Raw genomic sequence first — 24,363 nt, forward strand, 5'->3', positions numbered from 1 at the left:
AATCAGCCGCGCCCGAGCCTGAAAAACTCGCGGATGCGGTCCAGCATGCCCGGCGTTTCCGGCACGCCCGCAGGCGTGCCGGCCGGCCGCTGCAAGGCATCGTCGTTGATGCCGCGGCGGGCCTCGATCAATGCGGCAATTTGCCCGGCCAGCGCGGGATTGCACTGGAAGATGCCGGCCATGGTATGTTTGGCAACCTCGAATGTCACGCTCGCTTCTCGGGCGCGCACATGGGCCGAACGCGGCTCGCCGGTAAACAGCGACATCTCGCCCACGCAGTCGCCCGGCCACAGGCGCGCCACCTCAAGCGGGCCATGCGGCCCATCGATGACGACGTCAAGACTGCCTTCCAGTACCACGAACATGCTGTCGCCAGGGTCGCCCGCTGTCAGCAGCGCCTGGCCTGCGGCAAGGCGCGCCGTGACGGTATCGGCCGCAATCACGGCCAGCTCCGCCGGCGACAGCGCCGACAGGTAGCGCGCGCTGCCCAGCACGCCCATGCGCACCGCGGGCTGGTCCAAATGATGCTGGGCGGGGCCGCCATGGCGGCTCCACTCCACGTGCTCGCTGCGCGTGAGCGCAATGCCGGCCGCCTTCAGGAACTGCGCGCCATAGTGCAGCGCCATGTGGCTGTAGCTGCCTGGCGACCTGGCGCCCACTTCGACGAAATACACCATGCGGTAAGCGGCCACGCCGTCCTTCAGCGACGCCACCTGCACATACGGCGGCGGCTGCGCGGCCAGCACGCCATCGTGCACGGCGCGCTCCAGGGCGTTGCCCAGGATCGCCAGCACCCGCGCGGTATCGTGTTCGGCGCCCAGCTCCAGCACGCAATCGTATTTGGACAAGGCATTGGGGCGAGAACGGTTGGTCACCATCACGCCGGCGAATTCGCCGTTCGGTATCAGCACGATATTGTCGGCGCGGTCGGCCAGCACCACGGTGCGCCAGGCGAAATCGAGCACCTTGCCCGACATGTCGCGGCCACGATATTGCAGGTCGACCCAGTCGCCGACATTGATCGACGCGTCCAGGTGCAGCGCGATGCCGGAAAACACGTCGGCCACCAGGCCACGCAGGCCGAAACCCAGAATCAGGCCGATCACGCCCGAAGCGCCCAGCATGGCCGTCATCGAGACCCCGAACACCTGGTTCAGCACACCGCAAAAAAGCAGCCCATAGATCAGGAAGGTGACGATCTGCAGCGCCAGGCGCGGGATCCGCGTCGCTGGTCCCGCGCCTGAACGGCGCGCGGCCAACGCCCACATCAGCTGATCGGTGAGCATCGCCAGCGCAATCAGTTGCAGCAGCGGAATGCCGTGACCAACGAGCAGGCCAGCCGCCTCGCGCCCCGGCGCGCTCCAGCCGAACGGCGCGCCCAGTAATTCATTCGACACCAGCACCAGCAACACGCTGGCCACGACCAGCAATCCGCTCCTTGCCCAATACCTGTCCACCATGATGCTCCGTCGTTGACAACCGCAGGCACGAATTTGCCTATCATCCATCGTAACGGCCAATCATGACGCCCTCATGACAGTGCGGTAGCAGGCCGCGCGCGCCCGAATTATTATATTCTTGCTATATTGCAAAATACCAAATCAGCCAGCCAGACCACCGTGAAAGACGCCCCCATGCCGCCATCGCTTCCGCCCGATATCGAACGCCATCTGCAGTTGTTTGTCGCCGCCGCACAAAACGCCTTCGGTTCCGATCTCGCCGCCGTGGTGCTGTTCGGTTCGGCCGCCGACGGCCAGCTGCGCGCCACTTCCGATGTCAACCTGCTGCTCCTGCTCAAGCACTTCGCGCCTGCATCGGCCGATGCCCTGCGCGCGCCGTTGCGCATGGCGCATGCCGCCATCGACCTGCAGGTGATGTTCCTGCTCGAGAGCGAACTGGCCGACGCCGCCGACGCGTTTGCCGTCAAGTTCAGCGATATCGTCGCGCGTCACAGGGTGCTGCTGGGTAGCGATCCGTTCGCCAGCCTGCACACCAGCCGCGAGGCCGTGCTGCGGCGCTTGCGCCAGGTGCTGCTGAACCAGCAGCTGCGCATGCGCGAACGGTATCTGCTGGTCAGCCTGCATGAAGAGCAACTGGCCGCCGCCATTGCCGATGCGGCCGGTCCTTTGCGTTCGGCAGCGGCGTCGCTGGCGCAGCTGGACGGCCACCCGCCGCTAGCCGGCAAGCAGGCGCTCGAAGCATTTGTCGATACCTTGCAGGACCCGGCCCTGCACACCGCCTTGCAGACCATGTCGGCGGCACGGGAAACGGCGCGCCTGGCGCCGGGTCTGGCCCTGCCGGCGTTCACCGGCCTAATGACGATTACCGAACGTTTGCGTGATCATGCGGAGCAGCTGCGGTGACCGGCGCCAATCCCTTTTACTGGACCGGGCCGTGGTTCCTGGCCGCCTACCTGGCCTTCGGCCTTGTCGTGTACTACGGCGTGCGCGAACTGCTGCTGCGCCAGGAGCTGCGCAATCCGCATGCGCAGCTGACCCTGGCCGACGACCCGTACCGCATCGCCTTTTTGCGCGGCGGCGCGCTCGAAGCGGTCAAAATCGCCGCCATCGTGCTGGTCGACCGCGGCCTGCTGCGCGCCGATGGGCCGCTGCTGGAAACCACCAGCGCCGACAGCCTGCGCTTTGCCGGCCATGACATCGAACGCGACGTGCTGCGGCTGTACCTGGGCCGCCAGGGCCACAGCAAGGAACTGGCGGTGCAGGCCGACGCTTTCCCGTCCTGCCAGGCTTATTTGCAATCGTTGACGCAGCAGGAGCTGCTGGTCGGCGCGCCGCTGCTGCGCCGACGCGAACGGGTCACCTGGGTCGCGCATTATGTGCTGCTGACGGTGGCCCTGGTCAAGGCCATCATCGCGGTCAGCACCGGCCATTACAACCTGCTGTTCCTGGCGATCATGACGGCCGTATTTCTGCTGAAGCTGCGCGGCCTGCGCACCCGCAATACCAGCTTCGCGGCGCAGCGGCTGCTGTCCGACCTGCGCATGCTGTTCAGCCGCCTGAACATGCGCTCGTCACGCCTGCAGGCCGGCAACGGCAGCGCGGACATGGCGCTGCTGGCCGCCATTTTCGGCATCGGCGCGCTGCCGCTGGCGGTCTACCCCTATCTGGTCGACCTGTATCCGCTGCCGCGCCAGACGTACAGCGGCGACTCGTCGTCCGGCAGCTCGGGCGACTCTTCTTCCGGCGGTGACGGCGGAGGCGATAGCGGGGGTTCGTCCTGCGGCAGCGGCTGCGGTGGTTGCGGCGGCGGTGGCGGCTGTGGCAGCTGATCGCGTCGGTCTTGGCTGGCGCGGCGAACTGGCGGCGGGCATCCTGTCCAACCTGGCACAGATCGATGTGCTGGAAGTGATCGCCGACGATTATTACCGCGCCTCGCGCGCCGGCATGGATGCGCTGTGCAGCCTGGCGCGCCAGGTGCCGGTCAGCCTGCATGGCGTGGGCATGGGACTGGCGTCGACCATCCCCGCCGAGCCGCGCCGGCTGCACGCGATGGCGCGCCTTATAAAGACCGTGCAGGCCGAATCGTGGTCAGAGCACCTGAGTTTCGTGCGCGCCGGCGGGATCGAGATCGGCCACCTGGCCGCGCCGCCGCGCACGCCAGCCAGCGCGGCCGGCGCCGTGGCCAATATCGCGCTGGCCAGCCGCATCGTCGGCAGCGCGCCGCTGATGGAAAATATCGCCACCCTGGTCGAACCGCCGGCCAGCACCCTGGACGAAGCCGAATGGCTGGCGCAGATCATCGAGGGCGCGCGAGTGCCGCTGCTGCTCGACCTGCACAATCTGTATGCGAACGCCGTCAATGGCGGCCAGGACCCGCAAGCACTGCTGCTGCGCTTGCCGCTGGCCACGGTGGGCGCCGTGCACCTCAGCGGCGGCCACTGGATAGACGAACCGGGCGGCACGGGCCGACGCCTGCTGGACGACCATCTGCACGATGTGCCGCCCGAAGTCTTCGAGTTGCTTGCCTTGCTGGCGCGCCATGCGCCGCAGCCGCTGACGGTCATCCTTGAGCGCGACGGCAATTACCCCACTTTCGACCATGTGCTGGAGCAGCTGGCACTGGCGCGCGCCGCCTTGCGCGCAGGCAGGGCGGCATGAGTTCGCCGTCGCTGGAAGCCTACCTGGCGAAACTGTACACGGACGACGCGCTGCGCCAGGCGTTCCTGGACGCCCCGCAGGCGCAGTCCGTGCTGCATGGACTGACCCCGCAGGAAGCCGAAGCGATGGCGGCGATCGACCGCATCGGGCTGCAGATGGCGGCCGCCAGTTTTCAGCACAAGCGCGCCGCGCATGGCGCACACGCCAAGCCTCGGCAAGGCTGGTGGCGCCGGTTGGTGGAACGCTGGCGCTGAGCTGACCTCGACTACAACTGCCACATGCGCAGCGGCAGCAGCCCCCACCAGGCCAGCACCAGCAGCAATTGCAGCGCCGCCAGCAAAGGTATCCAGTCCAGTTTTTCCACCGTGCCGGTGCCGCGCGTGCGCCAGCATCGGGCCAGGCCAAAGGCGATTGCCAGCGGCAGCGCGCCCGTCGCGATGGCGGCCAGCACGCTGGCAACCGTCACGTCGCCGAGGCGCATGAACGACTGCCACCAGAAGAACGGCAGCGGCAGCAACAGCGCCAGCAAGGACAGGAGCGGCGCGAACAAATGGTCGCGCCGGCCCAGCTTGCGGCCGGCGGCACGCCACAGGCCCACCAACAGCACGTACAGCAAACCGATCACGCCCAGCGCCAGGCTGCCCCACAACACCAGCATGCGCAGCATCGACGCGCGCTCATAGCTGTGCAGGCCATCGCTGAGCACATGGCGGCCATCGGCCTGCAGCAGCACGTGCGAGGGCGCGCTGCGGTCGCTGGCGCGAAACAGGAAGCCACCGACCGGTTCGAGTTCCTTCGGTTCGCCCTGGAACGGAATCAGAAACAGCGAATCGCCATCCCATTTCACGCGCACGAAACCGAATACCGCGTCGAGCCAGGCCATGCTGGCCATCGGGCTCGGCGCCGGCACATACACGCCCTGCCAGTTTTCCACCGTCGGCGCAGGCGTGCCGTGCGCGGCCGGCGGGCGCAGCGGCAGCTCCAGGTCGCGCATCAGCAGGCGGTTGAAGCGTTCATAGTCGGCGCTTTCGGCATCGGTATTGAAGCCAATGAAGAACGCGCTTTTCTGCTCGGGATAAATGCACAGCATGGCGCGAAATCCGGCGGTGGTGCCGGGGTGGCATTCCCCGACCACATTGTGGCGGTCGCGCACGGCCAATACCAGGCCGTGGCCGGCATCGAGCCCCGCTTGCGAGGCCTCGGTACCCGCCGGGCGCGACAGCATCTGCATCAGGGCCGGTGCGATGAAAGGCGCGCCCTGTGCGCTGCCGTCGCCCAGCAGGAATTGCGCCAGCTTGCCCATGTCGTGCGCGGTGGTGGTCAGCTGGCCGGCCGGGCGCAGGTACATCGGCGTGGCCGCATGCGTGACGCCGTGCTCGAAGTGGCCCATGGCCAGGCGATCGTCCGCGCCAGGCTTCGCGCCGGTCTGCGTGACGAAGGCAAAGGTACTGTCACGCATGCCCAGCGGCGCCAGCACCTGGGCATCCAGGTAGCGCTCATAGGGCTGGCCGGTAATTTTTTCGATCACCATGCCGAGGATGCCATAGCCCATGTTCGAATACGCATAGCGGCTGCCCGGACGGTCGCGCACGCGCAGCAGATTGCCGCTGCCCTGGAAGGCTTGCGCCAGCGGCGTGTCGGCCGCGGCGTTGCTGCTGAAGGCCTGCCAGAAGCGCACATTGTCCAGCCCCGAAGTATGGTCGAGCAAATGGCGGATGCGCACCGGATCGCTGCCCTGCCAGGGATTCTTGAGCTTGAGTTCGGGCAGCGCCTGCGCCAGCGGCGTATCGAGCGCCAGCCTGTTTTCCGTCACCAGGCGCAGCACGCCCAGCGCCACGCCGACCTTGGCCACCGAGCCCACTTGCACCTTGCTGTCGGCCTGCATGGCCGTCTTGCTGGCGGCGTTCCTGAGACCGGCGGCGCCGGTGCTGATCGCGCCATCGTCGCGCACCTCGCTCCACACGGCGCCGGCCAGGCCCTCTTCCTGCAAGCTGGCAGCGATATCACCGGCCAGGGCATCACCTGCGGCCTGCGCCGAATGCGCCACGGCGCACAGCAGCAGCAGCGCCTGGCAAGCGCGGCGCAGATAGCGCCCCAGGGTACTCGAATTGTTTATATATTGCACTGATCGCACTCTCTTTCTTTGCATGGCGTACCCCCTGCACAATTTAGCTTGCTACAATCAAAACCTTTGCAAGCGAGGGAGCACACATGTCACAACAACTTATTCTGGATAACAATGTCCAACAAGCCAAGACCCTGGCCTGGTGGTTGTACCTGGTGCATGGCGCCAGCTTCGTGTTTTCGCTGGGCGCCTTGTCCTTCATTCCGCTGATCGTCAATTATCTGAAACAGGGCGAATCGGCCGGCACTTTTGTACACAGCCATCACAGCTGGCAGATCCGCTCGTTCTGGTGGTACGTGTTCTGGGTCGTGGTCGGCGCCATCATGTGGGTCACCCTGATCGGCATCCCGGTGGCCCTGCTTGTGTGGGGCCTGGCCTGGCTGTGGAAGGCCTACCGGCTGGTGCGCGGCTTTATCGACCTGAACAACAATAATCCGATGCCGTAATCGTTTGCGCGGCAGGCCAGCCGGCCTGCCGCCGTCCATCTACATCGACATCGCCGCGAACGCCTGTTCGATATCGGCAATCAGATCCTGCGGCGCTTCCAGTCCCACGTTGAATCGTACCAACTGCCCAGCCTGCCGCCAGCCCTTGCGCATGGCGGGCATGCGATACGGCATCACCAGGCTGTTGGCGCCGCCCCAGCTGTAGCCGATCTTGAACAATTTCAAGGCGTCGACAAAGCGGTCGGTCTGCTCTTCCGTATAGCTGGCGTCGAACAGCACGGAAAACAAGCCACCCGCGCCCGTAAAGTCGCGTTGCCAGATGGCGTGGCCAGGGCAATCCTCGAAGGCCGGGTGCAGCACGGTGGCAATTTCGCGGCGATCCTTGAGCCAGCCGGCCACCTTGCGCGCGCCCGCATCGTGCGCATCGAAACGCAGCTTCATGGTGGGCAGGCCGCGCAGCACCAGGTAGGCGTCATCCGCCCCCACCCCCATGCCAAGGCGCATGTGCGCCAGCGCCAGCCGTTCGTGCAGGGCCCGGTCGCGCGTGATCAAGGCGCCCATCAGCACGTCCGAGCCGCCGGATTGGTATTTGGTCAGCGCCTGCATGACGATGTCGACGCCGAGGTCAAAACCACGCAAGGCCAGGCCGGCCGACCAGGTATTGTCCAGCGCCACCAGCACGCCGCGCGCATGGGCGGCGGCGCAAATGGCCGGCAAGTCCGGCACTTCCATGGTCACGGAACCTGGCGCCTCGGTCCAGATCAATTTGGTATTCGGCTGTATCAGCTCGGCAATCCCGGCGCCGACCAGCGGATCGTAATAGCGCGTGCTGATGCCAAAGTCCTGCGACAGCCAGCGCCCCAGTTCACTATTCGGGTAATACACGTTTTCCGGCAACAGCACGTCGTCGCCGCTTTTCAGCAGGGCAAAGTCGGCCATGGCGATCGCCGCCAGGCCCGACGGCGCCAGCAGGCAAAAATTGCCGCCTTCGATGTCGGCCAGCCGCGCCTCCAGCGTAAAGGTGGTGGGCGTGCCGTGCAAGCCATAGGTATAGGCGTTCTTGTCCTTCCAGTTGCCCGAACGCATGGCCGCCACATCCTTGAACAGCACGGTGGACGCATGGTGGATGGCGTTGGGAAAGGCGGCAAAGCCTGGCGGCGCCTGGTAGTCGCTGTGGATCAGCGCGGTTTGCACGGATTTTTTTGTCGTCATGGCATGGGCAATAAAAAAAGGCGGCCCCGCACATTGCGAGTCCGCCTTGATTGTAAGGGCTAGCGCCCTTGCCTGCCGTACTGTTGTTACACCTGCTTACTCGGCAGCGCCCCAGAGATCGTGCGCATCGGCGGAGGTAATTTTGACATCGACGAACTGGCCGACGGCAAGTTTACGGTGCGGCTCATACGGCGGCTTGACATACACCACGCCATCGATTTCCGGCGCATCGGCGCTGGAACGGCCCACGCCGCCGGTGCGGGTGACTTCGTCGATCAGCACGCGCACGGTCTTGCCGACCTTGGCTTGCAGGCGCTTCTTCGAGATTTCTTCCTGCAGCAGCATCACGCGGCCACGGCGCTCTTCACGCAGCTCTTCCGGCACCGGATTGGCGATGGCGTTGGCGGTCGCGCCTTCCACCGGCGAATAGGCGAAGCAGCCCAGGCGGTCGATCTGCGCTTCCCTGAGGAAGTCCAGCAGGTATTCGAATTCGGCTTCCGTTTCGCCAGGGAAACCGGCGATAAAGGTCGAGCGGATGGTCAGGTCCGGATTGATGGCGCGCCAGGCCTGGATGCGGTCCAGGTTTTTCTCGCCGCTGGCCGGGCGCTTCATGCGCTTGAGCACATCGGGATGCGCATGCTGCATCGGAATGTCGAGGTAAGGCAGGATATGGCCGCCGCTCATCATCGGAATGATCTGGTCCACATGCGGGTATGGATAGACATAGTGCAGGCGCACCCAGGCGCCGTAGGACTTGGCCAGTTCGCCCAGCGCTTCGGTCAGCTGCGTCATATGGGTTTTCACCGGACGGCCATTCCAGAAACCGGAGCGGAATTTCACGTCCACGCCATAGGCCGAGGTATCTTGCGAAATCACCAGCAATTCCTTGACGCCGGACTTGAACAGGTTTTCCGCTTCGATCATCAGCTCGCCGATCGGACGCGACACCAGGTCGCCGCGCATCGATGGAATGATGCAGAAGCTGCAACGGTGATTGCAGCCTTCGGAAATTTTCAGGTAGGCATAGTGCTTGGGCGTCAGCTTGACGCCTTGCGGCGGCACGAGGTCGAGGAAAGGCGCGTGCGGCTTTGGCAGGTGCAAGTGCACCGAATCCATCACTTCGGCCAGCGCGTGCGGGCCCGTCACGGACAACACTTTCGGGTGCACCTTCATGATGATGTCGTCGCCGGCAGCATCTTTCTTGGCGCCCAGGCAACCGGTGACGATCACTTTGCCGTTTTCGGCCAGCGCTTCGCCGATGGCGTCGAGCGACTCTTGCACGGCGGCATCGATAAAACCGCAGGTATTGACGATCACCAGATCGGCGCCCGCATAGGATTTCGCCGTTTCGTAGCCTTCGGCGCGCAGTTGGGTCAGGATTTGTTCGGAATCGACCAGCGCTTTCGGGCAGCCGAGCGAGACAAAGCCCACTTTCGGCGCCGCACCTGGCATGGCCAGCATGGCCTCTGGCTTGGCGGAAGGAACAGGAATACGGTGAATTTCAGACATAGTTGGCAGCTGGGAAATGGTGAGGCGAATCGGCTATTGTACCCCGAGCCGCCCCTTGCCTGCACAACTATGCTGCGAATACAACTACAAGGCGGCACAAACCGCCCTGGCCAGCCTATTTCTTGTCGGTCGGCGGCACCACCGGCGGCACGAACGGGAAGTTGCCGAACAGGCTTTTGCTCTGGTTTTGCATTTGCTCCTGCATCTGCACGAACAGGCTCTTGCTCTGGTCGATATAGTTATTCATCATGCCTTGCATCATGGGGCCCTGCACGTTCATGAACTGGGTCCACATTTCAGGGCTGAACGGCTTGCCTTCGAAGCTGCCGGCCGAGGTGCCTGTGAACTTGTGCTGGATATCGGTGAACGCTTGCACGTTCTTTTCCAGGTAGGAACCCATCATGCCCTGCATGGCGTGGCCATAGTAGCGGATGATTTGCGACAGCACGCCGCTCGAGAACATCGGCACGCCACTGGCCTCTTCTTCCAAGATGATCTGCAGCAGGATGCTGCGCGTCAGGTCTTCGCTGGATTTGGCATCGACCACCGTGAATTCTTCATTGTCCAGCACCAGCTGCTTGACGTCCGTCAGCGTGATGTAGGAACTGGTTTGGGTGTCGTACAGCCGGCGGTTAGGGTATTTTTTAATCAGGCGGTCTATACTTTTTTTTGCACTGCTCATCAGAAGTTCCACTTATTGCGCCGCAACGCATACTGAGTTGATCCGAAAAAAAAGCGAACGCGAGGTTCGCTTTCGCACCTGCCTACTTTTTGCATTATAGAGTGGAAAACGGCGACATTGCACATTCGGGCCGAAGTTTCCGGGTTTTATTGCAACGCAACTAAAAGTAGGTTCTTGACAAGGCCGGCGTCCATCCCGGCCTTACAGCCCCCGTGGCAGCCGCTCAGTCCGCCCTGACTTTCACGTAGCGGCCCGGCGCCGACTCGATCGACGGATAGCGCTTGTTGCCGGGCTTGGCGGGCGCTTTCACGTCCGCGCCGCCATGCTGAGCCAGGAAGGCGGCCCATTCCGGCCACCAGCTGCCCGCGTGTTCGGTCGCGCCGTCCATCCATTGCTCGGCGCTCAGGACCTTGGCCTTGGCGCGCGCCGAGGTCGGCTGGTCATTGCTCCAGTAGCTGCGTTTTTTCTTCGAGGCCGGATTGATCACGCCGGCGATATGGCCCGAGGCGCCCAGGATAAAGCGGTTGGCCTTCGGTTTTTTCGGGTTCAGCAGCGCCGTGCTGGCGTAAGCCGCGCCCCAGGGCACGATATGGTCTTCGCGCGAACCGTAGATGAAGGCCGGCGCGTCAATGCTGGAGAGGTCGACCTTTTCACCGGCTACCGTCAGCTTGCCCGGCACCTTCAGGCTGTTTTCCAGGTAGGTATTGCGCAAGTACCAGCAGAACATGGGGCCGGGCAAGCTGGTGCCGTCGCCATTCCAGTACAGCAAGTCAAACGCCGGTGGCTCCTTGCCTTTCAGATAGTTCGATTGCACGTAGTTCCATACCAGGTCGTTCGGACGCAGGCTGGAAAAGGTGCTGCCCAGGTCGCGTCCCGACATCAGCCCGCCCTTGGCCAGGGTCTGCTCGCGCAGCGCCACCTGCGGCTCGTCGATGAACACTTCCAGCGCGCCCGTGTCGCAGAAATCGAGGAAGGTCGTCAGCAGGGTCAGGCTGGCGGCCGGATCCTGCCCGCGCGCCTTCAGCACAGCCAGCGCGGTCGAGACGATGGTGCCGCCCACGCAAAAACCGAACATGTTCAGCTTTTCCTGGCCCGAGATATCCTGCGTGACCCCGATCGCCTCGATCACGCCCTGCTCCACGTAATCGTCCCAGGTGACGTGCTGCATGCTCATGTCGGCATTGCGCCACGACATCAAAAACACGGTATTGCCCTGCTCCACGGCATAGCGCACCAGCGAATTTTCAGGCTGCAAGTCAAGGATATAGAATTTATTGATGCATGGCGGCACCATCAGCAGCGGGCGCTGGTGTACTGTGGCGGTCGTCGGCGTGTACTGGATCAGCTGGAACAAGTCGTTTTCAAACACCACCGTGCCGGGGGTGGTGGCCACGTTGCGGCCCACCTCGAACGCCTTTTCGTCGGACTGCGAAATACGGCCCTTCTGCATGTCGGCCAGCATGTTCGTCAAGCCCTTGGCCAGGCTTTCGCCCTTGGTTTCGATCAGGGTTTGCTGCGCGTCCGGGTTGGTGGCCAGGAAATTGGCCGGCGACATGGCGTCGACGATCTGCTGCACCGCGAAGCGCAGCTTCTGTTTCTGGTGCGGCGTCGCGTCCACCGCTTCGGCCATCGAGGTCAGGAATTCGCCATTGAGCAGGTAGGCGGCGGCATTGAAGGCCGACAGCGGGCTGGCGTGCCAGGCCGGCGCGGCAAAACGGCGGTCCTTCACTTCGGGTACCTTGCCAGCCATAAAGTCGGTCCACAAGCCCGTCAATTTGGCCATATAGGCGTTTTTCAGTTGCTCGATCACTTCCGGCTTGATGCTGGCGCCCGCATCCTGCAAAATGCCGGCAAGCGGATTGCTTGCCGGCTGCGGCACCATGTTGAACCACGTCTTCCAATGGTTCGGGTCGCTGATCTGCGCCATCCACTCCTTGGTCATTGCTTGAGGATCGGGCATATTCATATGGTTAAGTCCATTCAAGAATTTAAAAAGTCGTCGCTACCTGGGCCCTGCATGCAAACTTTTACGGATAATCTTTACTGATGATGCTGATGACCGCCATCGCCTGGATCTACGTCGTCGGCCTGATGGCGCTGACGGAACCGTCGGTCGTCGCCGGCCTGATGACGTTTTTGCTGTACTGCGTGGTGCCGCTGTCGATCCTATTCTATCTGACGGGTTCGCGGCGGCGCAAACGCAAGGCACAGCGACTGGCAGAGACAGACGATAAAACAAAAACGGCAGACACATAAGTGTCTGCCGCTCTGGTGCGTCAAGCTTATTTGCGCCAGATCAAACTGGCCTGCCGTCCCGTGACGCCGTCGCGCCGGTACGAGTAAAACCGCGCGGCATCGCTGACGGTGCAATATTCGCCGCCCGCCACCTGCGTCACGCCCTCGCGCGCCAGCATCAAACGCCCCAGCGCGTAGAGATCGGCCAGGTATTTGTCCGGCTTGCCGGCGATCGCCTTGAACGCGTTTTGCAAGGCTTGCCGTTCCGCCGCATTCACGGCGCCATCGAGGAACGTTTGCAGCACATCCTGCCCCACTTCAAATTGCCGTGGACCGATGGCGGGCCCCAGCCAGGCCAGGATCTCGGTCGCGCCCCGCTCGCGCATGGTTTGCACCGTGCGCTGCAACACGCCGTTCGCCAGGCCGCGCCAGCCCGCATGGGCGGCGGCCACCACCTGGCCGTCGTTTGAACTGAACAGCACCGGCAGGCAATCGGCCGTCATCACCAGGCAGACCACGCCAGGCTCGGAAGCCACGCTGGCGTCGGCGTCCGGCACCCTCCCGGCCAGGCTGGCGGCATCCGCCACCGCCACACCATGCACCTGGTTCAGCCAGGCAGGCTGCGCCGGCAGCATTGACGCCAGCCGTGCCCGGTTCTGCGCCACGTGCGCGGCATCGTCGGCCACATGCACGCCCAGGTTCAGGCCGCCACCACCCTGCCCGTCATCATATGGCGCCAGGCTGACGCCGCGCGCGCGCGTGGTCGACAAGGCGCCCACGTTGGCGGGCAGGCCGGGCCAGTGCGGAACGATGGCGGGCAAGGCAGCCATCAGACCTGTTCCGGCTCGGGTATGCCGGCCGTGGCCAGCAGCTCGGCAAAGTCGTCGGCCACCGGCACGATCCACTCGCACGGCTTGCCGCTGCCCGGATGCACCAGGCCCAGGCGGCGCGCCTGCAGCGCCTGGCGCGGGAAGACCGACACCAGGTGCTGCTTGCCGTAGACGGCGTCGCCGACCAGCGCAAAGCCCAGGTGCTGCATGTGCACGCGGATCTGGTGGGTGCGGCCCGTTTCCAGACGGCACTGCATCAGGCTGACAGGACGGCGGTCCAGCTCACCGGTGTTCAGCAGCTCGTAGTGGGTGATCGCCGGCTTGGCCGTGAAATTTTCGGACACGGCCATCTTCACGCGGTCGCGCGGGTGGCGCGCGATTGAGGCGTCGATGGTGCCGGCCGGTTTCGGCGTGCCCCACACCAGCGCAAAATATTCGCGCTTGACGGTGCGCGCCTGCAACTGGCGCACCAGGTCGGTCTGCGAGGCCAGCGTTTTGCCGACCACCATCAGGCCGCTGGTATCCTTGTCCAGGCGGTGCACGATGCCGGCGCGCGGCACGCCGGCCAGTTGCGGGCAATGGTGCAGCAGGCCGTTGAGCAAGGTGCCCGACCAGTTGCCTGGTCCCGGATGCACCACCAGTCCGGCCGGTTTGTTGATGACGATGATATGCTCGTCTTCGTGCACGATGTTCAATTCCATCGCTTCAGGCTTAAAAGCCTCGTCTTCCGGCGCGCTTTGCGGCAGAATGACGATCTTTTCATCGCCATAGGCGGTCATATTGCGCTTGGCAACTTTTCCATCGACGGTGACGAATCCAGCCTCCACCCACAGCTGCAAGCGGCTGCGCGAGTACTGCGGCACCAGCTTGGAAATGACTTTGTCGAGGCGTTGGCCACAGGCGTCCGGCGTCAGTTCCAGTTCGATCGGGGCCATGTCGTCGATGATCTCGTCGGCGGCAAAATCACCGTCGAAGACGTCTTCGGCGTCATGTTCAGAAAGGGAGTCAAACACGGGGTCAGCCAAATTAGGCTTCGGAGTTAATATCACAGCATTCCCATCGGCTATAATCAGCCTATTGTAAAATCTTGGTTAAAACCTTCTTGCAAAACGTCATGCAAAAAAAATTATCGTTGGTAGTCGCTTCAGTCGTTCTGCTCGGCATGTCCGCTTGCAGCTTGTTGCCGGAAAAAGTGGATGAGACCAAAAACTGGTCTGTTACGAAATTATACTCGGAGGCGCGTGAAGAAATGTCCGGTCAGCACTATGAGGCTGCAATCGGACTGTTCCAGAAGCTGGAGGCTAACTACCCTTTCGGCAACTACGCTCTGCAAGCGCAGATGGAGATCGCTTACGCGTATTATAAGTCGGGAGACCAGGCGCAGGCACTGGCCGCTGTCGAACGCTTCATCAAGTTGCATCCTAACCACGCCAATGTGGATTATATGTACTACTTGCGGGGCCTGATCAGCTTTAATGACCAGATCGGTTTCCTGAACTTCCTGTACGAGCAGGATCCGACCGAACGCGATCCGAAAGCCACGCGCGAAGCGTTTGCGGCCTTCAAGCAGCTGGTCGACAAGTTCCCGAACAGCCAGTACACGCCCGATTCGCTGGCGCGCATGAACTACCTGATCGACGCCATGGCCAAGTACGAAGTCCATGTGGCGCGCTATTACTACCGCCGCGGCGCCTACCTGGCAGCGGCAAATCGCGCGCAAACCACCGTCAGCGACTTTGCCGCCTCGCCGGCGATCGAAGAAGCGCTGTTCATCATGTACCGCTCGTACGACAAGCTGGGCCTGACCGACCTGCGCGACGACACCCTGCGCGTGCTGACCAAGAACTACCCGACCACCGCCTTCCTCAGCCCTGAAGGGGTGAACAAGGAACGCAAGTGGTGGAAGTTCTGGCAGTAAGCAGCATCAAAAAAACCGGGCTCGCCCGGTTTTTTTTCTTACTCGGCAACTTTGCGCCGGAACACCCAGCTGCTGTCGTTGGACGCCTCCGGCACATAGGCATAGCCATCGACATCGAACTGCTTCAGTTGCTCGGGATCACGGATCTGATGCACGGCCGCGTAGCGCGCCAGCATGCCGCGCGCGCGCTTGGCGTAGAACGAGATGATTTTATACTTGCCGTTCTTCCAGTCCTCGAACACGGGCGCGATCACCGGCACCGTGAGCTGGCGCGGCCTGACCGATTTGAAGTATTCTTCCGACGCCAGGTTGACCAGCACCCTGGCTTTATTCTCGCTGGCGGTGCGGTTCAGGGCGTCGGTGATGGTGTCGCCCCAGAACGCGTACAGGTCCTTGCCGCGCACGGTCGACAGGCGCGTGCCCATTTCCAGCCGGTGCGGGTGAATCAGGTCCAGCGGACGCAGCAGGCCGTACAGGCCCGACAGAATGCGCACCTGCGACTGGGCATAGTCGAGCTGCGCAGGCTGCAGGGTGCGCGCCTCGAAACCGGCGTAGACGTCGCCATTGAAGGCCATGATGGCCTGGCGCGCTTCGGTCAGTTCTGGCGTCCACGAGGCGTAGCGCGCCACGTTGAGGCTGGACAAGGCGTCGGAAATGCCCATCAGGCTGCCCACCTCACTGGGCGAAAACTGGCGCATGCGCTCGATCAGCTGCGCGGAATGGTCGAGAAAATCGGGGGTGCTGTGCAACGAGGTGGTTGGCGGCGTCTCCAGGTCGAGACTCTTGGCGGGCGAAAGCACGATCAACATAATGTTCACTACAAAATAGAATTGCCGACATGATACCTGCTCCACAAAAACTCGTCCTCGACACCAATGTCTGCCTGGACCTGTTCGTCTTCAACGATCCACGCTGGGCCGGCTTGCTGGCCGCCATGGAAAGCGGCGCGGTGCAAGCCATCACGCGCGAAGATTGCCGCGCCGAATACCTGGTGGTCCTGCACTACAAGCACCTGCCGCTCGATGAAGCCAGCCGCGCGGTGGCCGCCGCCCGTTTCGACGCCCTGATCACGGTGGTGGCGCCAGCGGTGTCCGGCGTGCGCCTGCCGGTCTGCACCGACAAGGATGACCAGAAATTCCTGGAACTGGCGCGCGACGCCAGCGCGGATGTCTTGATCACCAAGGACAAGGCGCTGCTGAAACTGGCGCGCAAGACGGCCAGGGCCGGCATGTTCAAGATCATGGTGCCGGAAGGCTGGCATGCTGCGCTAGAATAAGCAACGTTTCCACTTCCGCACAACCATGAATCCATCTTCGCATCCCATCCTGACCCCGGTCCTGCAAACCCGCCTGCCCGCTGTCGGCACGACCGTATTTACCCGCATGTCGGCCCTGGCGGCCCAGCACGGCGCCGTCAACCTGGGCCAGGGCTTTCCCGACTTCGCCTGCGAACCGGCACTGGTCGAGGCCGTCAGCGAGGCTATGCGCGCCGGCCACAACCAGTACCCGCCGATGACGGGCGCGGCGCCCTTGCGCGAGGCGATTGCCGCCAAGATCGCCAGCCTGTACGGCCATGAATACGACGCCGCCACCGAGATCACGGTCACGGCCGGCGCCACCCAGGCGCTGACCACGGCCATTCTGTGCTGCGTGCACCCGGGCGACGAAGTCATCGTCATCGAACCGGCCTACGATAGTTACCTGCCGGCCATCGCGCTGGCCGGCGGCATACCGGTACTGGTCGCCATGGAAGTGGACGAGCGCGGCTACAGCGTGCCGTGGGACAAGCTGGCGGCGGCCGTCAGCGCGCAAACGCGCCTGATCATCATCAACACGCCGCACAACCCCACCGGTACCATTTTGCGCGCCGCCGACATCGAGAAACTGGCCGAGATCGTGCGCGGCACGCAGATTTTATTGCTGTCCGATGAAGTGTATGAACACATGGTGTACGACGGCGTGCCGCACGCCTCCTTGAGCCGCCACGCGGAACTGGCGGCGCGCGCGTTTATCGTTTCCAGCTTCGGCAAGACCTATCACGTGACGGGCTGGAAGGTCGGCTATGTGGCCGCGCCGTCGACCATGACGGCGGAGTTCCGCAAGGTGCACCAGTACAATGTATTTACCGTCAATACGCCGATGCAGCACGGCCTGGCCAGCTACATGATGGATCCGCAGCCGTATCTGCAACTGCCCGCGTTCTACCAGCGCAAGCGCGACCTGTTCCGCGCCGGCCTGGCCGGCAGCCGCTTCGAACTGTTGCCAGCCGACGGCACCTACTTTCAATGCGTGAAATATGCCGCCATCTCGCAGGACAGCGAGGCGCAGTTCGCCGAGTGGCTTACCACCGAACTGAAGGTGGCGGCGATTCCCGTCTCGGCGTTCTACGCGCAGGCAAAAGAGTCGGGCATCGTGCGCTTCTGCTTTGCCAAGAAGGACGAGACGCTGAACCTGGCTTTGGAGCGGCTGCGGACGATTTGAGCTAGTAGCAACAAGCAACGACGAGAATGTAATCATAGCGGATGTGTCACAATGCAGAGCAAGCAAAGCTCGATCCTTGCCCATCATTATCAAGCTGATTGTTGAAATCCACACAATCCCGTGAATTCGTCAAGCAAATTGTAAAAAACCTTGCGGGAACTACCTTAATGGTAAATACTAGCCTTCTCATGCACGAAAATCCATACGTCCGAGCACGCCCCAAACTTCCTTGGCCACCACCACAGCATGGCGACGATCAGATGCATACACGTTTGATCGATGGGAAAATCTGGGATTTGATGTCTATACGGCAACTAGCTCAGCAGGTTATCAACGGGGATGGCTCTTCGCTTAAAGCGATTACCAAAGATTGCAGAAGCGATATGCAGCGATTGCAGATGGACGATCAGTACGCGGCTAGGTTGTTGCTTTTACTTAATGAAAAAGATCATTATATAAACTCCAGATGGTGCCATACTGGCGCAAACATACCGAACAAGCCTGCCGTGGGATGGGTACCATGTGACGCTTATAAAGTAGCTGTTGAGGACGATTACGACAGCGGCGAGACACTAACAATTACCTATTACATCAAGTTCTGTTTGAGCCCATCTGGCTTGATGGTATTACTGATATCACTCCATGAATCCGATAAGGACACCCCATATGACTGTTAATGAAATTTGCCCGATTTGCTGCGAAGGGCATCTTATCAAGTCAAAAACCTCGACTCAACTTACCGTCAAGTCCACGGAGATAAATGTTGAGCAATCCGGCCACGCTTGTAATGTTTGCGGAACTGAAATCGCGACTGCCGATGATTTGAGATTTAATGCACGCGTTTGCAGGGAAGCCCAGTTACATGCGACTGGACGCATGACCGGCACTGACATCAAAGCATTGCGGTCAAAATTGCATATCTCCCACAAACTGGCTGGACAACTTTTTGGCGGCGGTCCAGTAGCCTTTTGCAAATACGAAAACCACGAGATTTCGCCAACTGATGCGATGGATAATCTTTTGTGGATCGCTGATATGTTTCCTTCTGTTGTTAATGCCTTAGCTGAACGACATCAAATTACCATTCCCAATGTACAACCCGCAGCTCCGCAAATAAAATTGGATATAAGTGCACTTGATGAAAAAATTGTGCCTGAATACATGGCAAATGCTGCCGTGAGAACTAATAGTGGCTACAAAATGTGGGAGCATGTCCCCATCAATATGCATCAATTCCAGCATGCATCAAATGAAATGACCGTTAACTTTGAATCTGCGATCGCAGCCTGATTATGAATATTGCCCCCCTGCAACCAAGAGGAATTATCTTCGAAGAAGTATCAATAAAAGTTGCACCCGACCAAAATAACAACCTTTTCTTCGCTGATCAATTTGATTTTGGTGGAGTAAATATTAGATGCGATGTTGGTCATGTACAAGTAAAAGACGATCATGGTAATGTTTCCGAAAACAGTTTTTTAGTGGGAGTCGATCTTTTCATCACTAATGAAATAGGAAAAAGAGCACCTTACTCCATTCATGTTGGCGCGAAGGGTTTCTTTGATTGGGTTGGGGTCAAGAAGGAGCCTGCAGAGATGTTAGATCTCATTGTGGTGAATGGTGCAAGCATGATCTACGGTTCAATCCGAGAAATGATCTCAAACGTGACATCACGTTCGATGGCGGGCCCGCTCCTTTTGCCAAGCCTCAGCTTTATTGACAGTAAACCCTCACTGCAGAAATCAGGGCGCAGTTAGCTGGGCAGTGAATGAAAGCTTTGTCGGGCATGGCCAGATATCCGAATGATCTGATAGACAGACATACTACATAGCAAAACACAAGGGACAAAAACAAACCCAAGCAGTTACATTTAATTTTTCGTGACTGTTCAGTTGCTATGGTAGCTGTACTAAGGCTGGGCGGCTGCTTCGCGGTTAGCCCTTCATGGCCGCAAGAATACGTTTCGAAGGGCGCTCTGCGCACTATCGTTGATATTTTCAGGCGCTGCGGTACTGCGTGCCTCCCAACAAATTCTTCTTCCACAACTCTCCCAGGCTGTAGTCGCTCAGCCATTCAGAAAATGCGTTGCCGTCCGGCCGATTGAAGGCAGAGGCTCCACCGCGCTTGTCGACCACGATCAGGTCTTCGACGTCAAATTCGTTGACCAATTCCACGGATTGTGTCGATACGATCAACTGATGATGCTGGGTTGCCGACTTGATCAGGCCGGCGAGCACCGTGATGGCAAACGGATGCAGGCCCAGCTCCGGCTCGTCGATCAGGACGGCCTTGGGCATGAATTCCTCCGGCTGCAACAAGACGGTCGCCAGGCAGATGAAGCGCAGCGTGCCATCGGACAAGGCGCTGGCTGAAAACGGTTCATCTTGTCCTTGCTCCGTCCATTCAAGCTGTATCCGCTCTTTGTTATCGACCGTGGGACGCAGCAGAAAGTCGCCGAAAAACGGTGCGACCAGGCGGATCGCCTTGACGATGCGTAAGTAGTGTTCGGCATGATGATTCTTCAACCGCCACAAAAATGCCGCGAGATTACGGGCATCGTCGCGCAGGAATGCATTGTCGCTGATGCCGTGAATCTGCTTGACCAAGGCGGTACTGCTGGTGTCATGGAAATGGTACAGGCGCCAGCTGAGCATCGCCGGAACAACGTGTCCCCAGATGGGGCCGTGTATGCCACGCTCCTTGTACAGCGTTTCAAAATGGCCAGAACCGGGATGCCAGTCGCCGTGCTGATTCCACCAGAGTGCCTCGGTATAAAACATCAGGCGGTTATCCTGGGTTGGCCGCAGGCTGAAACGATAGACATTGTTACCAAAATACAGCTCCGCCCGAAGCTCTTCGGTTTTCTTGCGTCCGAAGTGCAATACGGCGTCCGGTCCACCGGCCTGTCCCACAGCAACCTGCAATTGCTGCTCCAGAATACGATTAATCAAGCGGAAGAAACCGATGAAATTGGATTTGCCGGCACCATTGGCGCCAATCAGCACATTCAGGCGCCCCAGTTCCAGATCGCATTCCGCGATGGACTTGTAGCCGCGCAGGACCAGGCGAGAAATCTGGTCGGTATCGTTGACTTTTTTTATCATGTTCCTATCCCGTTCATGATGACAGTATAGCCGTTACCCGCACGCCGACAACAGGACGCCGCGGCCAGGTCAATCCGCGATCATAATTGCTCGCCAGTAAAGCAACTGGTCGCTACACTACGCCCATGACCGGAAAAACCACCTTGCTCCAGGGCTGGCGCTCGCTATGGGAGCTGCGCCCGCATCATGATGTTTCGCTTGCCGCGCGCCTGCTGGTGGCGTCGCTGATCGCCATCGCCCTGGCGCTGGGCCTGATGGCCTTTGTCGCGATTTTCGGCCGGGTCGACCGGCCGGGCTGGTGGTGGGCTTCCCTGCTGCCCAATATCGGCATCTGCCTGTGCATCGTGCATACCCTGTTCGGCGTGCTGCGTCTGGCCGAGCGGGTGCTGCCGGCGCCGCTGGTCGCACGCATGTCGGAGGTGCGCGATATCCGCGCCGGCATGGCCTTGAGTTCCCTGTCACTGGCGGCGATCATCCTCGGCATGACCATCGGCTTTACCATCGTGCCCGCGCTGGTGGGCTTCAATGTGTGGGGCATGTTCATCTCGCTGCCGGCCGCGCTGACCAAGTTTGCCGTCTTTATCCTGTTCGTGCTGGGCGTCAACTGGGCCTGGTGGCGTTCGCGCCTGCGCCAGCAGCAACTGCTGGGCGAAGTGACGCAGGCCCGCTTGCGCCTGCTGCAGGGACAGATCGAGCCGCACCTGCTGTTCAACACCCTGGCCAATATCCAGAGCCTGATGGACTACGATCCGCCGCGCGCCAAGCGGATGCTCGAAACCTTTTCCAGCTATCTGCGCAGCAGCCTGTCGCAGCTGCGCCAGGGCGACAGCACACTGGAGGCGGAACTCGATATGGCGGGACAATACCTGTCGCTGCTGCAGATCCGCATGGAAGACCGGCTGCGCATGCGCGGCCACGCCGGCGAGTTGCCGGTCAGCCGCGCTTTCGTGCATCTGTTCAAGGCCATGTAGACGGCGCCGGCTTACCATCCGTCGCGCTGGCTGTCGATTCGTCGCACGGCGGCTGCGCGCGTCGATGCCGTCGGCGATGCTGGCGTTTTCATTGCCGGAGACGCCCATGTTCAAATTCCTCACGATCACCCTGGCCTGCATCGCTGCCGCCGGTGCCGCACGCTGCGCGCCGCAGATCGACACCATCGCCGGTCGCCAGGTCGAGTCAATGACCGTGCGCCATCCCTCGTCGCAGGACATCGTCGTGTTCGAAGGCGGCTCGCGCGGCACCATCGCCAAGTGGGGCACGGTGCCGGAACGGCTGGCGGCCGACGCATCGGTGTTCGTGTATAACCGGCCCGGCTATGGCAACAGCGAGGCGGCCGCCACGCCGCGCGACGGCCTGACCATCGTCGAGGAACTGCGCGCCCTGCTGCGCCACCAGGGCTTGCCGCCGCCCTATGTGCTGGTCGGCCATTCCCTGGGCGGCCTGTACATGCAGCTGTTCGCCAGGGCCTATCCGCAGGAGGTAAAAGGGCTGGTGCTGATCGATTCGCTCTACCCTCGCATGATCAAGAAGACGCAGGATTTCCCCTTATGGAGCCGCCTCGCGGGCCAGCTGGCGTTTTCGCGCCCCGTGTGGCGCGAAATCGAGCAGATCGACGAAACGGGCGAGATGATCTTGCGCCTGCCCGGCATCGACGACAAGCCGATCGTGCGGCTGGTGAATCAACCGGCATCGAACACCGCGATCGCGGTCGACTTCGGCGCCTTCCGGATGGACCAGGCAACCCGGGACGCGGTGCGCGCCCTGTATCCGAAGGCCACCAGGATCGTCGCCGATTCCAGCCACCAGATGCCTTTGACCTCGCCCGAGATCGTGCTCGACGCGATACGGCGGGTGCTGCCGGCGGCCGGTCACTGAGTTGCCGTCAAGCGCAGGCAGACTGGTAGCACTCCGGCTGCCGGCCATGCAGCTCGGCGTAGCGGCGCATGATTTCAGCGCGTGGCAGCGGCATGCCTTGCGCCAGGCGCTCGATATGAGGAATCAGCCAGGATGACTGCGTGATGTCGAAATGCGCCCGCCATGCCGGCTGCAACGCGTCGACGGCGGATACGGCACAGCCGGCGGCGCCATGGCCGACGCCTTCGCTGAACGTGACGGGATGCGGCACCGGCTCGAAACAGAGATCGATATCGAATGGCCAGGGAAAGTTCGCCGCATGCGGCAGCGGCTTGATGCCATGCGCCAGATTGAAGTACAGGGCCATGGCTAATCGATCAGTTTGTTGTGGTTTGAGGTCGCTGCCAGGCGCAGCGGCTACGAACGATCCGGCTTGCGCGCCACCGGCACCCTGCTTTGTTTCGCCAGCAAGTACAGCCCAAGAAGCTCAAGCCCGAAACAGGCGCCCAGCCAGAGGCCGTGCACCAGATCGTTGTCGATCAGGGCAGGATGCTGCACATGCAGCATGATCTGATAGGCGGACATGCCGAGCAGGCCGCCGAAGACCAGGATGCGGGCGCGCAGTTGCGGGAGGTTTTTCATGGGATGCCCTGTCAAGTATCAGTCGGTGACTGTCAGAATACACGCTATCGACGCCTCTTTACAATATCTCTCGACACGCCGTGCAGCTTGTCTTTACTTGCCAGCCGCCAGCTGCACCAGTTTGCGTTCGACAAAGGCCTGCAATTGCGGCGACAGGGTCTGCAGGCCTTTCGCCCGCTCGAATGCCGCGCGCGCCGGCGCCGCCTGGTTGTCGGCCTGCAAGGCGATCCCCAGGCCCATCCACCAGACGCTGTTGTCGGGCGCCGCCTGCAAGGCCAACTGGTATTGCTCGGCCGCTTCGCGGTAGCGCTGTTCGCGCTGCAGCACGCCGGCCAAAAAGGCGCGGTAGTCGAGATGGTCAGCCGCGAACGGCAGGCTGCGCTTGAGGGTGTCGAGCGCGGCCGCGCCGCCACCGTTTTTATCGAGCTGCAAACGGGCCAGCATCATCGCCTGCGCCGGCTGTTTCGGGTCCAGCGCCAGGCTTTGCTGCAACTGGCGCATGGCTTCATCGGGCCGCTGCGCTTCGAGCAGCAGGCGCACCAGCGTTTCGCGCGCGCCCTGGTGGCGCGGATCGCGCTGCAAGGTGCGCTGCAAGCCGACGATGGCCTCGTCGACGCGGCCATCCTGCAAGTCGCCAAGTGCGCGGCGATAAGTATTGTCGATGCTTTGCTGGGGCGTGACCTGCTTGCCTTCGATGATTTTTTCTCTGGCGGCCGGGACCGGAATCGGGACCGGCTTGACGGCGCGCGCCGGCGCCGCCTCGGCGATGCGGCGCGGTTCATGCTGGCGCACTTTCTCCGCTGCCTTTTTCTCACGCACGGCTGGCGGCGCGGCGGGCGGCGCCACGAATGCCGGCTCAGGTTCGGCAACCGCCGCCGCGACAGGAACGGCCACCGGTTCAGGAACCGGCGCCGGAACCGGGACCGGCGCAGCAACTGGCACAGCAACCGGGACCGGGACCGGAACCGGGGCCTGCGCCACATTCACCAGCACCGGCGGCACGTCAGGCCGCTTCAGGTAGAGCCAGCCCAGGGCGATGGCGATCGCCGTCAGGCCGGCGGCGCCGCCGAACACCGCCGCGCGCGGCAGGCCGCGCTCGCGTTCCGGCACCGAGCGGATGCCGCCCGTGTCAGCGCCCTGGCCGGGTGTGCTGCGGGCATCGAGATCTTGCAACATCTTGTTAATCAGGCTCATCTACAATCTCGTCT

Annotated in this window: 27 protein-coding genes; 14 read left to right on the forward strand and 13 right to left on the reverse strand. The window is 61.9% G+C overall.

From position 1 onward, the window contains the following. Positions 1-2 precede the first annotated feature (2 nt). Complete coding sequence (locus ACP7B7_RS22625; protein ID WP_426078171.1) at positions 3-1,460, reverse strand: mechanosensitive ion channel family protein; 1,458 nt, start codon at positions 1,458-1,460, stop codon at positions 3-5. A 174-nt stretch (positions 1,461-1,634) separates the two neighbouring features. Here ACP7B7_RS22625 and ACP7B7_RS22630 point away from each other — a divergent pair, with 174 nt between their 5' ends. Genes ACP7B7_RS22630 through ACP7B7_RS22645 form a run of 4 tightly spaced genes read left to right on the forward strand, consistent with a single transcriptional unit; the run spans position 1,635 to position 4,372 of the window. Then, a complete protein-coding gene (locus tag ACP7B7_RS22630) occupies positions 1,635-2,363 on the forward strand; it encodes a hypothetical protein (RefSeq protein WP_426078172.1) in 729 nt (242 codons plus the stop codon). Continuing rightward, on the forward strand, positions 2,360-3,289 hold the full coding sequence (locus tag ACP7B7_RS22635; RefSeq protein ID WP_426078173.1) for a TIGR04222 domain-containing membrane protein: 930 nt from the start codon (positions 2,360-2,362) through the stop codon (positions 3,287-3,289). The genes ACP7B7_RS22630 and ACP7B7_RS22635 overlap by 4 nt, the downstream gene beginning before the upstream one ends. Beyond that, the gene (locus tag ACP7B7_RS22640) at positions 3,279-4,118 is read left to right on the forward strand and encodes a DUF692 domain-containing protein (protein WP_426078174.1); all 840 of its coding nucleotides are present in this window, start codon (positions 3,279-3,281) and stop codon (positions 4,116-4,118) included. Before ACP7B7_RS22635 ends, ACP7B7_RS22640 begins: the two co-directional genes overlap by 11 nt. Next, positions 4,115-4,372, forward strand: a complete 258-nt coding sequence (locus ACP7B7_RS22645; RefSeq protein WP_426078175.1) for a hypothetical protein — start codon at positions 4,115-4,117, stop codon at positions 4,370-4,372. Before ACP7B7_RS22640 ends, ACP7B7_RS22645 begins: the two co-directional genes overlap by 4 nt. Before the next feature lie 11 nt (positions 4,373-4,383). Here ACP7B7_RS22645 and ACP7B7_RS22650 read toward each other — a convergent pair whose 3' ends face one another. Beyond that, a complete protein-coding gene (locus ACP7B7_RS22650) occupies positions 4,384-6,243 on the reverse strand; it encodes a serine hydrolase domain-containing protein (RefSeq protein ID WP_426078176.1) in 1,860 nt (619 codons plus the stop codon). Between the two features lie 86 nt (positions 6,244-6,329). Between ACP7B7_RS22650 and ACP7B7_RS22655 the strand changes: the two genes are divergently transcribed. Further along, a complete protein-coding gene (locus ACP7B7_RS22655) occupies positions 6,330-6,689 on the forward strand; it encodes a DUF4870 family protein (protein ID WP_308921646.1) in 360 nt (119 codons plus the stop codon). A 39-nt stretch (positions 6,690-6,728) separates the two neighbouring features. Here the strand turns inward: ACP7B7_RS22655 and ACP7B7_RS22660 are convergent, their stop codons facing one another. The 4 genes from ACP7B7_RS22660 to phaC form a co-directional block, all read right to left on the reverse strand. Continuing rightward, complete coding sequence (locus ACP7B7_RS22660) at positions 6,729-7,901, reverse strand: cystathionine beta-lyase (protein ID WP_426078177.1); 1,173 nt, start codon at positions 7,899-7,901, stop codon at positions 6,729-6,731. Between the two features lie 96 nt (positions 7,902-7,997). Then, a complete protein-coding gene (rimO, locus tag ACP7B7_RS22665; RefSeq protein ID WP_426078202.1) occupies positions 7,998-9,353 on the reverse strand; it encodes a 30S ribosomal protein S12 methylthiotransferase RimO in 1,356 nt (451 codons plus the stop codon). A gap of 172 nt (positions 9,354-9,525) precedes the next feature. After that, positions 9,526-10,092, reverse strand: a complete 567-nt coding sequence (gene phaR / locus ACP7B7_RS22670) for a polyhydroxyalkanoate synthesis repressor PhaR (RefSeq protein WP_094445143.1) — start codon at positions 10,090-10,092, stop codon at positions 9,526-9,528. A 223-nt stretch (positions 10,093-10,315) separates the two neighbouring features. Beyond that, positions 10,316-12,058 carry a class I poly(R)-hydroxyalkanoic acid synthase gene (gene phaC, locus ACP7B7_RS22675; RefSeq protein WP_308921648.1) on the reverse strand — a complete coding sequence of 581 codons (1,743 nt, stop codon included), beginning with the start codon at positions 12,056-12,058 and terminating at the stop codon, positions 10,316-10,318. Between the two features lie 80 nt (positions 12,059-12,138). Here phaC and ACP7B7_RS22680 point away from each other — a divergent pair, with 80 nt between their 5' ends. Further along, on the forward strand, positions 12,139-12,348 hold the full coding sequence (locus tag ACP7B7_RS22680) for a hypothetical protein (protein WP_374694195.1): 210 nt from the start codon (positions 12,139-12,141) through the stop codon (positions 12,346-12,348). Between the two features lie 26 nt (positions 12,349-12,374). Here ACP7B7_RS22680 and pgeF read toward each other — a convergent pair whose 3' ends face one another. Beyond that, positions 12,375-13,157 (reverse strand): peptidoglycan editing factor PgeF, encoded by a 783-nt coding sequence (gene pgeF / locus ACP7B7_RS22685; RefSeq protein WP_308921649.1) that lies wholly within the window; start codon positions 13,155-13,157, stop codon positions 12,375-12,377. After that, positions 13,157-14,170, reverse strand: a complete 1,014-nt coding sequence (locus ACP7B7_RS22690) for an RluA family pseudouridine synthase (protein ID WP_308921650.1) — start codon at positions 14,168-14,170, stop codon at positions 13,157-13,159. Before ACP7B7_RS22690 ends, pgeF begins: the two co-directional genes overlap by 1 nt. A gap of 101 nt (positions 14,171-14,271) precedes the next feature. Here ACP7B7_RS22690 and ACP7B7_RS22695 point away from each other — a divergent pair, with 101 nt between their 5' ends. After that, positions 14,272-15,075 (forward strand): outer membrane protein assembly factor BamD, encoded by an 804-nt coding sequence (locus ACP7B7_RS22695; RefSeq protein WP_308921651.1) that lies wholly within the window; start codon positions 14,272-14,274, stop codon positions 15,073-15,075. A 38-nt stretch (positions 15,076-15,113) separates the two neighbouring features. On the opposite strand, the gene yaaA is transcribed toward ACP7B7_RS22695, so the two are convergent. Then, complete coding sequence (yaaA, locus tag ACP7B7_RS22700) at positions 15,114-15,884, reverse strand: peroxide stress protein YaaA (protein ID WP_308921652.1); 771 nt, start codon at positions 15,882-15,884, stop codon at positions 15,114-15,116. 29 nt (positions 15,885-15,913) lie between these two features. Here yaaA and ACP7B7_RS22705 point away from each other — a divergent pair, with 29 nt between their 5' ends. From ACP7B7_RS22705 to ACP7B7_RS22725, 5 genes are all read left to right on the forward strand, one after another. Further along, on the forward strand, positions 15,914-16,351 hold the full coding sequence (locus tag ACP7B7_RS22705) for a putative toxin-antitoxin system toxin component, PIN family (protein WP_308921653.1): 438 nt from the start codon (positions 15,914-15,916) through the stop codon (positions 16,349-16,351). 25 nt (positions 16,352-16,376) lie between these two features. Beyond that, on the forward strand, positions 16,377-17,555 hold the full coding sequence (locus tag ACP7B7_RS22710) for a pyridoxal phosphate-dependent aminotransferase (RefSeq protein ID WP_308921654.1): 1,179 nt from the start codon (positions 16,377-16,379) through the stop codon (positions 17,553-17,555). Positions 17,556-17,656: 101 nt separating this feature from the next. Further along, complete coding sequence (locus tag ACP7B7_RS22715) at positions 17,657-18,232, forward strand: hypothetical protein (protein WP_308921655.1); 576 nt, start codon at positions 17,657-17,659, stop codon at positions 18,230-18,232. Then, positions 18,222-18,845, forward strand: a complete 624-nt coding sequence (locus ACP7B7_RS22720; RefSeq protein WP_308921656.1) for a type II toxin-antitoxin system MqsA family antitoxin — start codon at positions 18,222-18,224, stop codon at positions 18,843-18,845. Before ACP7B7_RS22715 ends, ACP7B7_RS22720 begins: the two co-directional genes overlap by 11 nt. Before the next feature lie 2 nt (positions 18,846-18,847). Further along, positions 18,848-19,312 carry a hypothetical protein gene (locus ACP7B7_RS22725; protein WP_308921657.1) on the forward strand — a complete coding sequence of 155 codons (465 nt, stop codon included), beginning with the start codon at positions 18,848-18,850 and terminating at the stop codon, positions 19,310-19,312. Between the two features lie 240 nt (positions 19,313-19,552). Here the strand turns inward: ACP7B7_RS22725 and ACP7B7_RS22730 are convergent, their stop codons facing one another. Then, on the reverse strand, positions 19,553-20,659 hold the full coding sequence (locus ACP7B7_RS22730; RefSeq protein ID WP_308921658.1) for an AAA family ATPase: 1,107 nt from the start codon (positions 20,657-20,659) through the stop codon (positions 19,553-19,555). A gap of 125 nt (positions 20,660-20,784) precedes the next feature. On the opposite strand from ACP7B7_RS22730, the gene ACP7B7_RS22735 reads away from it, so the two are divergent. Together ACP7B7_RS22735 and ACP7B7_RS22740 are read left to right on the forward strand one after the other, a co-directional pair. Next, positions 20,785-21,630, forward strand: coding sequence for a histidine kinase (locus ACP7B7_RS22735; RefSeq protein WP_308921659.1), 846 nt, complete (start codon positions 20,785-20,787; stop codon positions 21,628-21,630). Between the two features lie 106 nt (positions 21,631-21,736). Next, positions 21,737-22,534 (forward strand): alpha/beta fold hydrolase, encoded by a 798-nt coding sequence (locus ACP7B7_RS22740; protein WP_426078178.1) that lies wholly within the window; start codon positions 21,737-21,739, stop codon positions 22,532-22,534. Positions 22,535-22,541: 7 nt separating this feature from the next. Here the strand turns inward: ACP7B7_RS22740 and ACP7B7_RS22745 are convergent, their stop codons facing one another. From ACP7B7_RS22745 to ACP7B7_RS22755, 3 genes are all read right to left on the reverse strand, one after another. Next, complete coding sequence (locus tag ACP7B7_RS22745; protein WP_426078179.1) at positions 22,542-22,880, reverse strand: hypothetical protein; 339 nt, start codon at positions 22,878-22,880, stop codon at positions 22,542-22,544. 50 nt (positions 22,881-22,930) lie between these two features. Continuing rightward, the gene (locus ACP7B7_RS22750; protein WP_426078180.1) at positions 22,931-23,155 is read right to left on the reverse strand and encodes a hypothetical protein; all 225 of its coding nucleotides are present in this window, start codon (positions 23,153-23,155) and stop codon (positions 22,931-22,933) included. Positions 23,156-23,248: 93 nt separating this feature from the next. Continuing rightward, positions 23,249-24,349 carry a tetratricopeptide repeat protein gene (locus ACP7B7_RS22755; RefSeq protein WP_426078181.1) on the reverse strand — a complete coding sequence of 367 codons (1,101 nt, stop codon included), beginning with the start codon at positions 24,347-24,349 and terminating at the stop codon, positions 23,249-23,251. Positions 24,350-24,363: the final 14 nt, after the last annotated feature.

This window comes from Janthinobacterium sp. PSPC3-1 (assembly GCF_049896105.1).
Classification (GTDB): Bacteria; Pseudomonadota; Gammaproteobacteria; order Burkholderiales; family Burkholderiaceae_D; genus Janthinobacterium.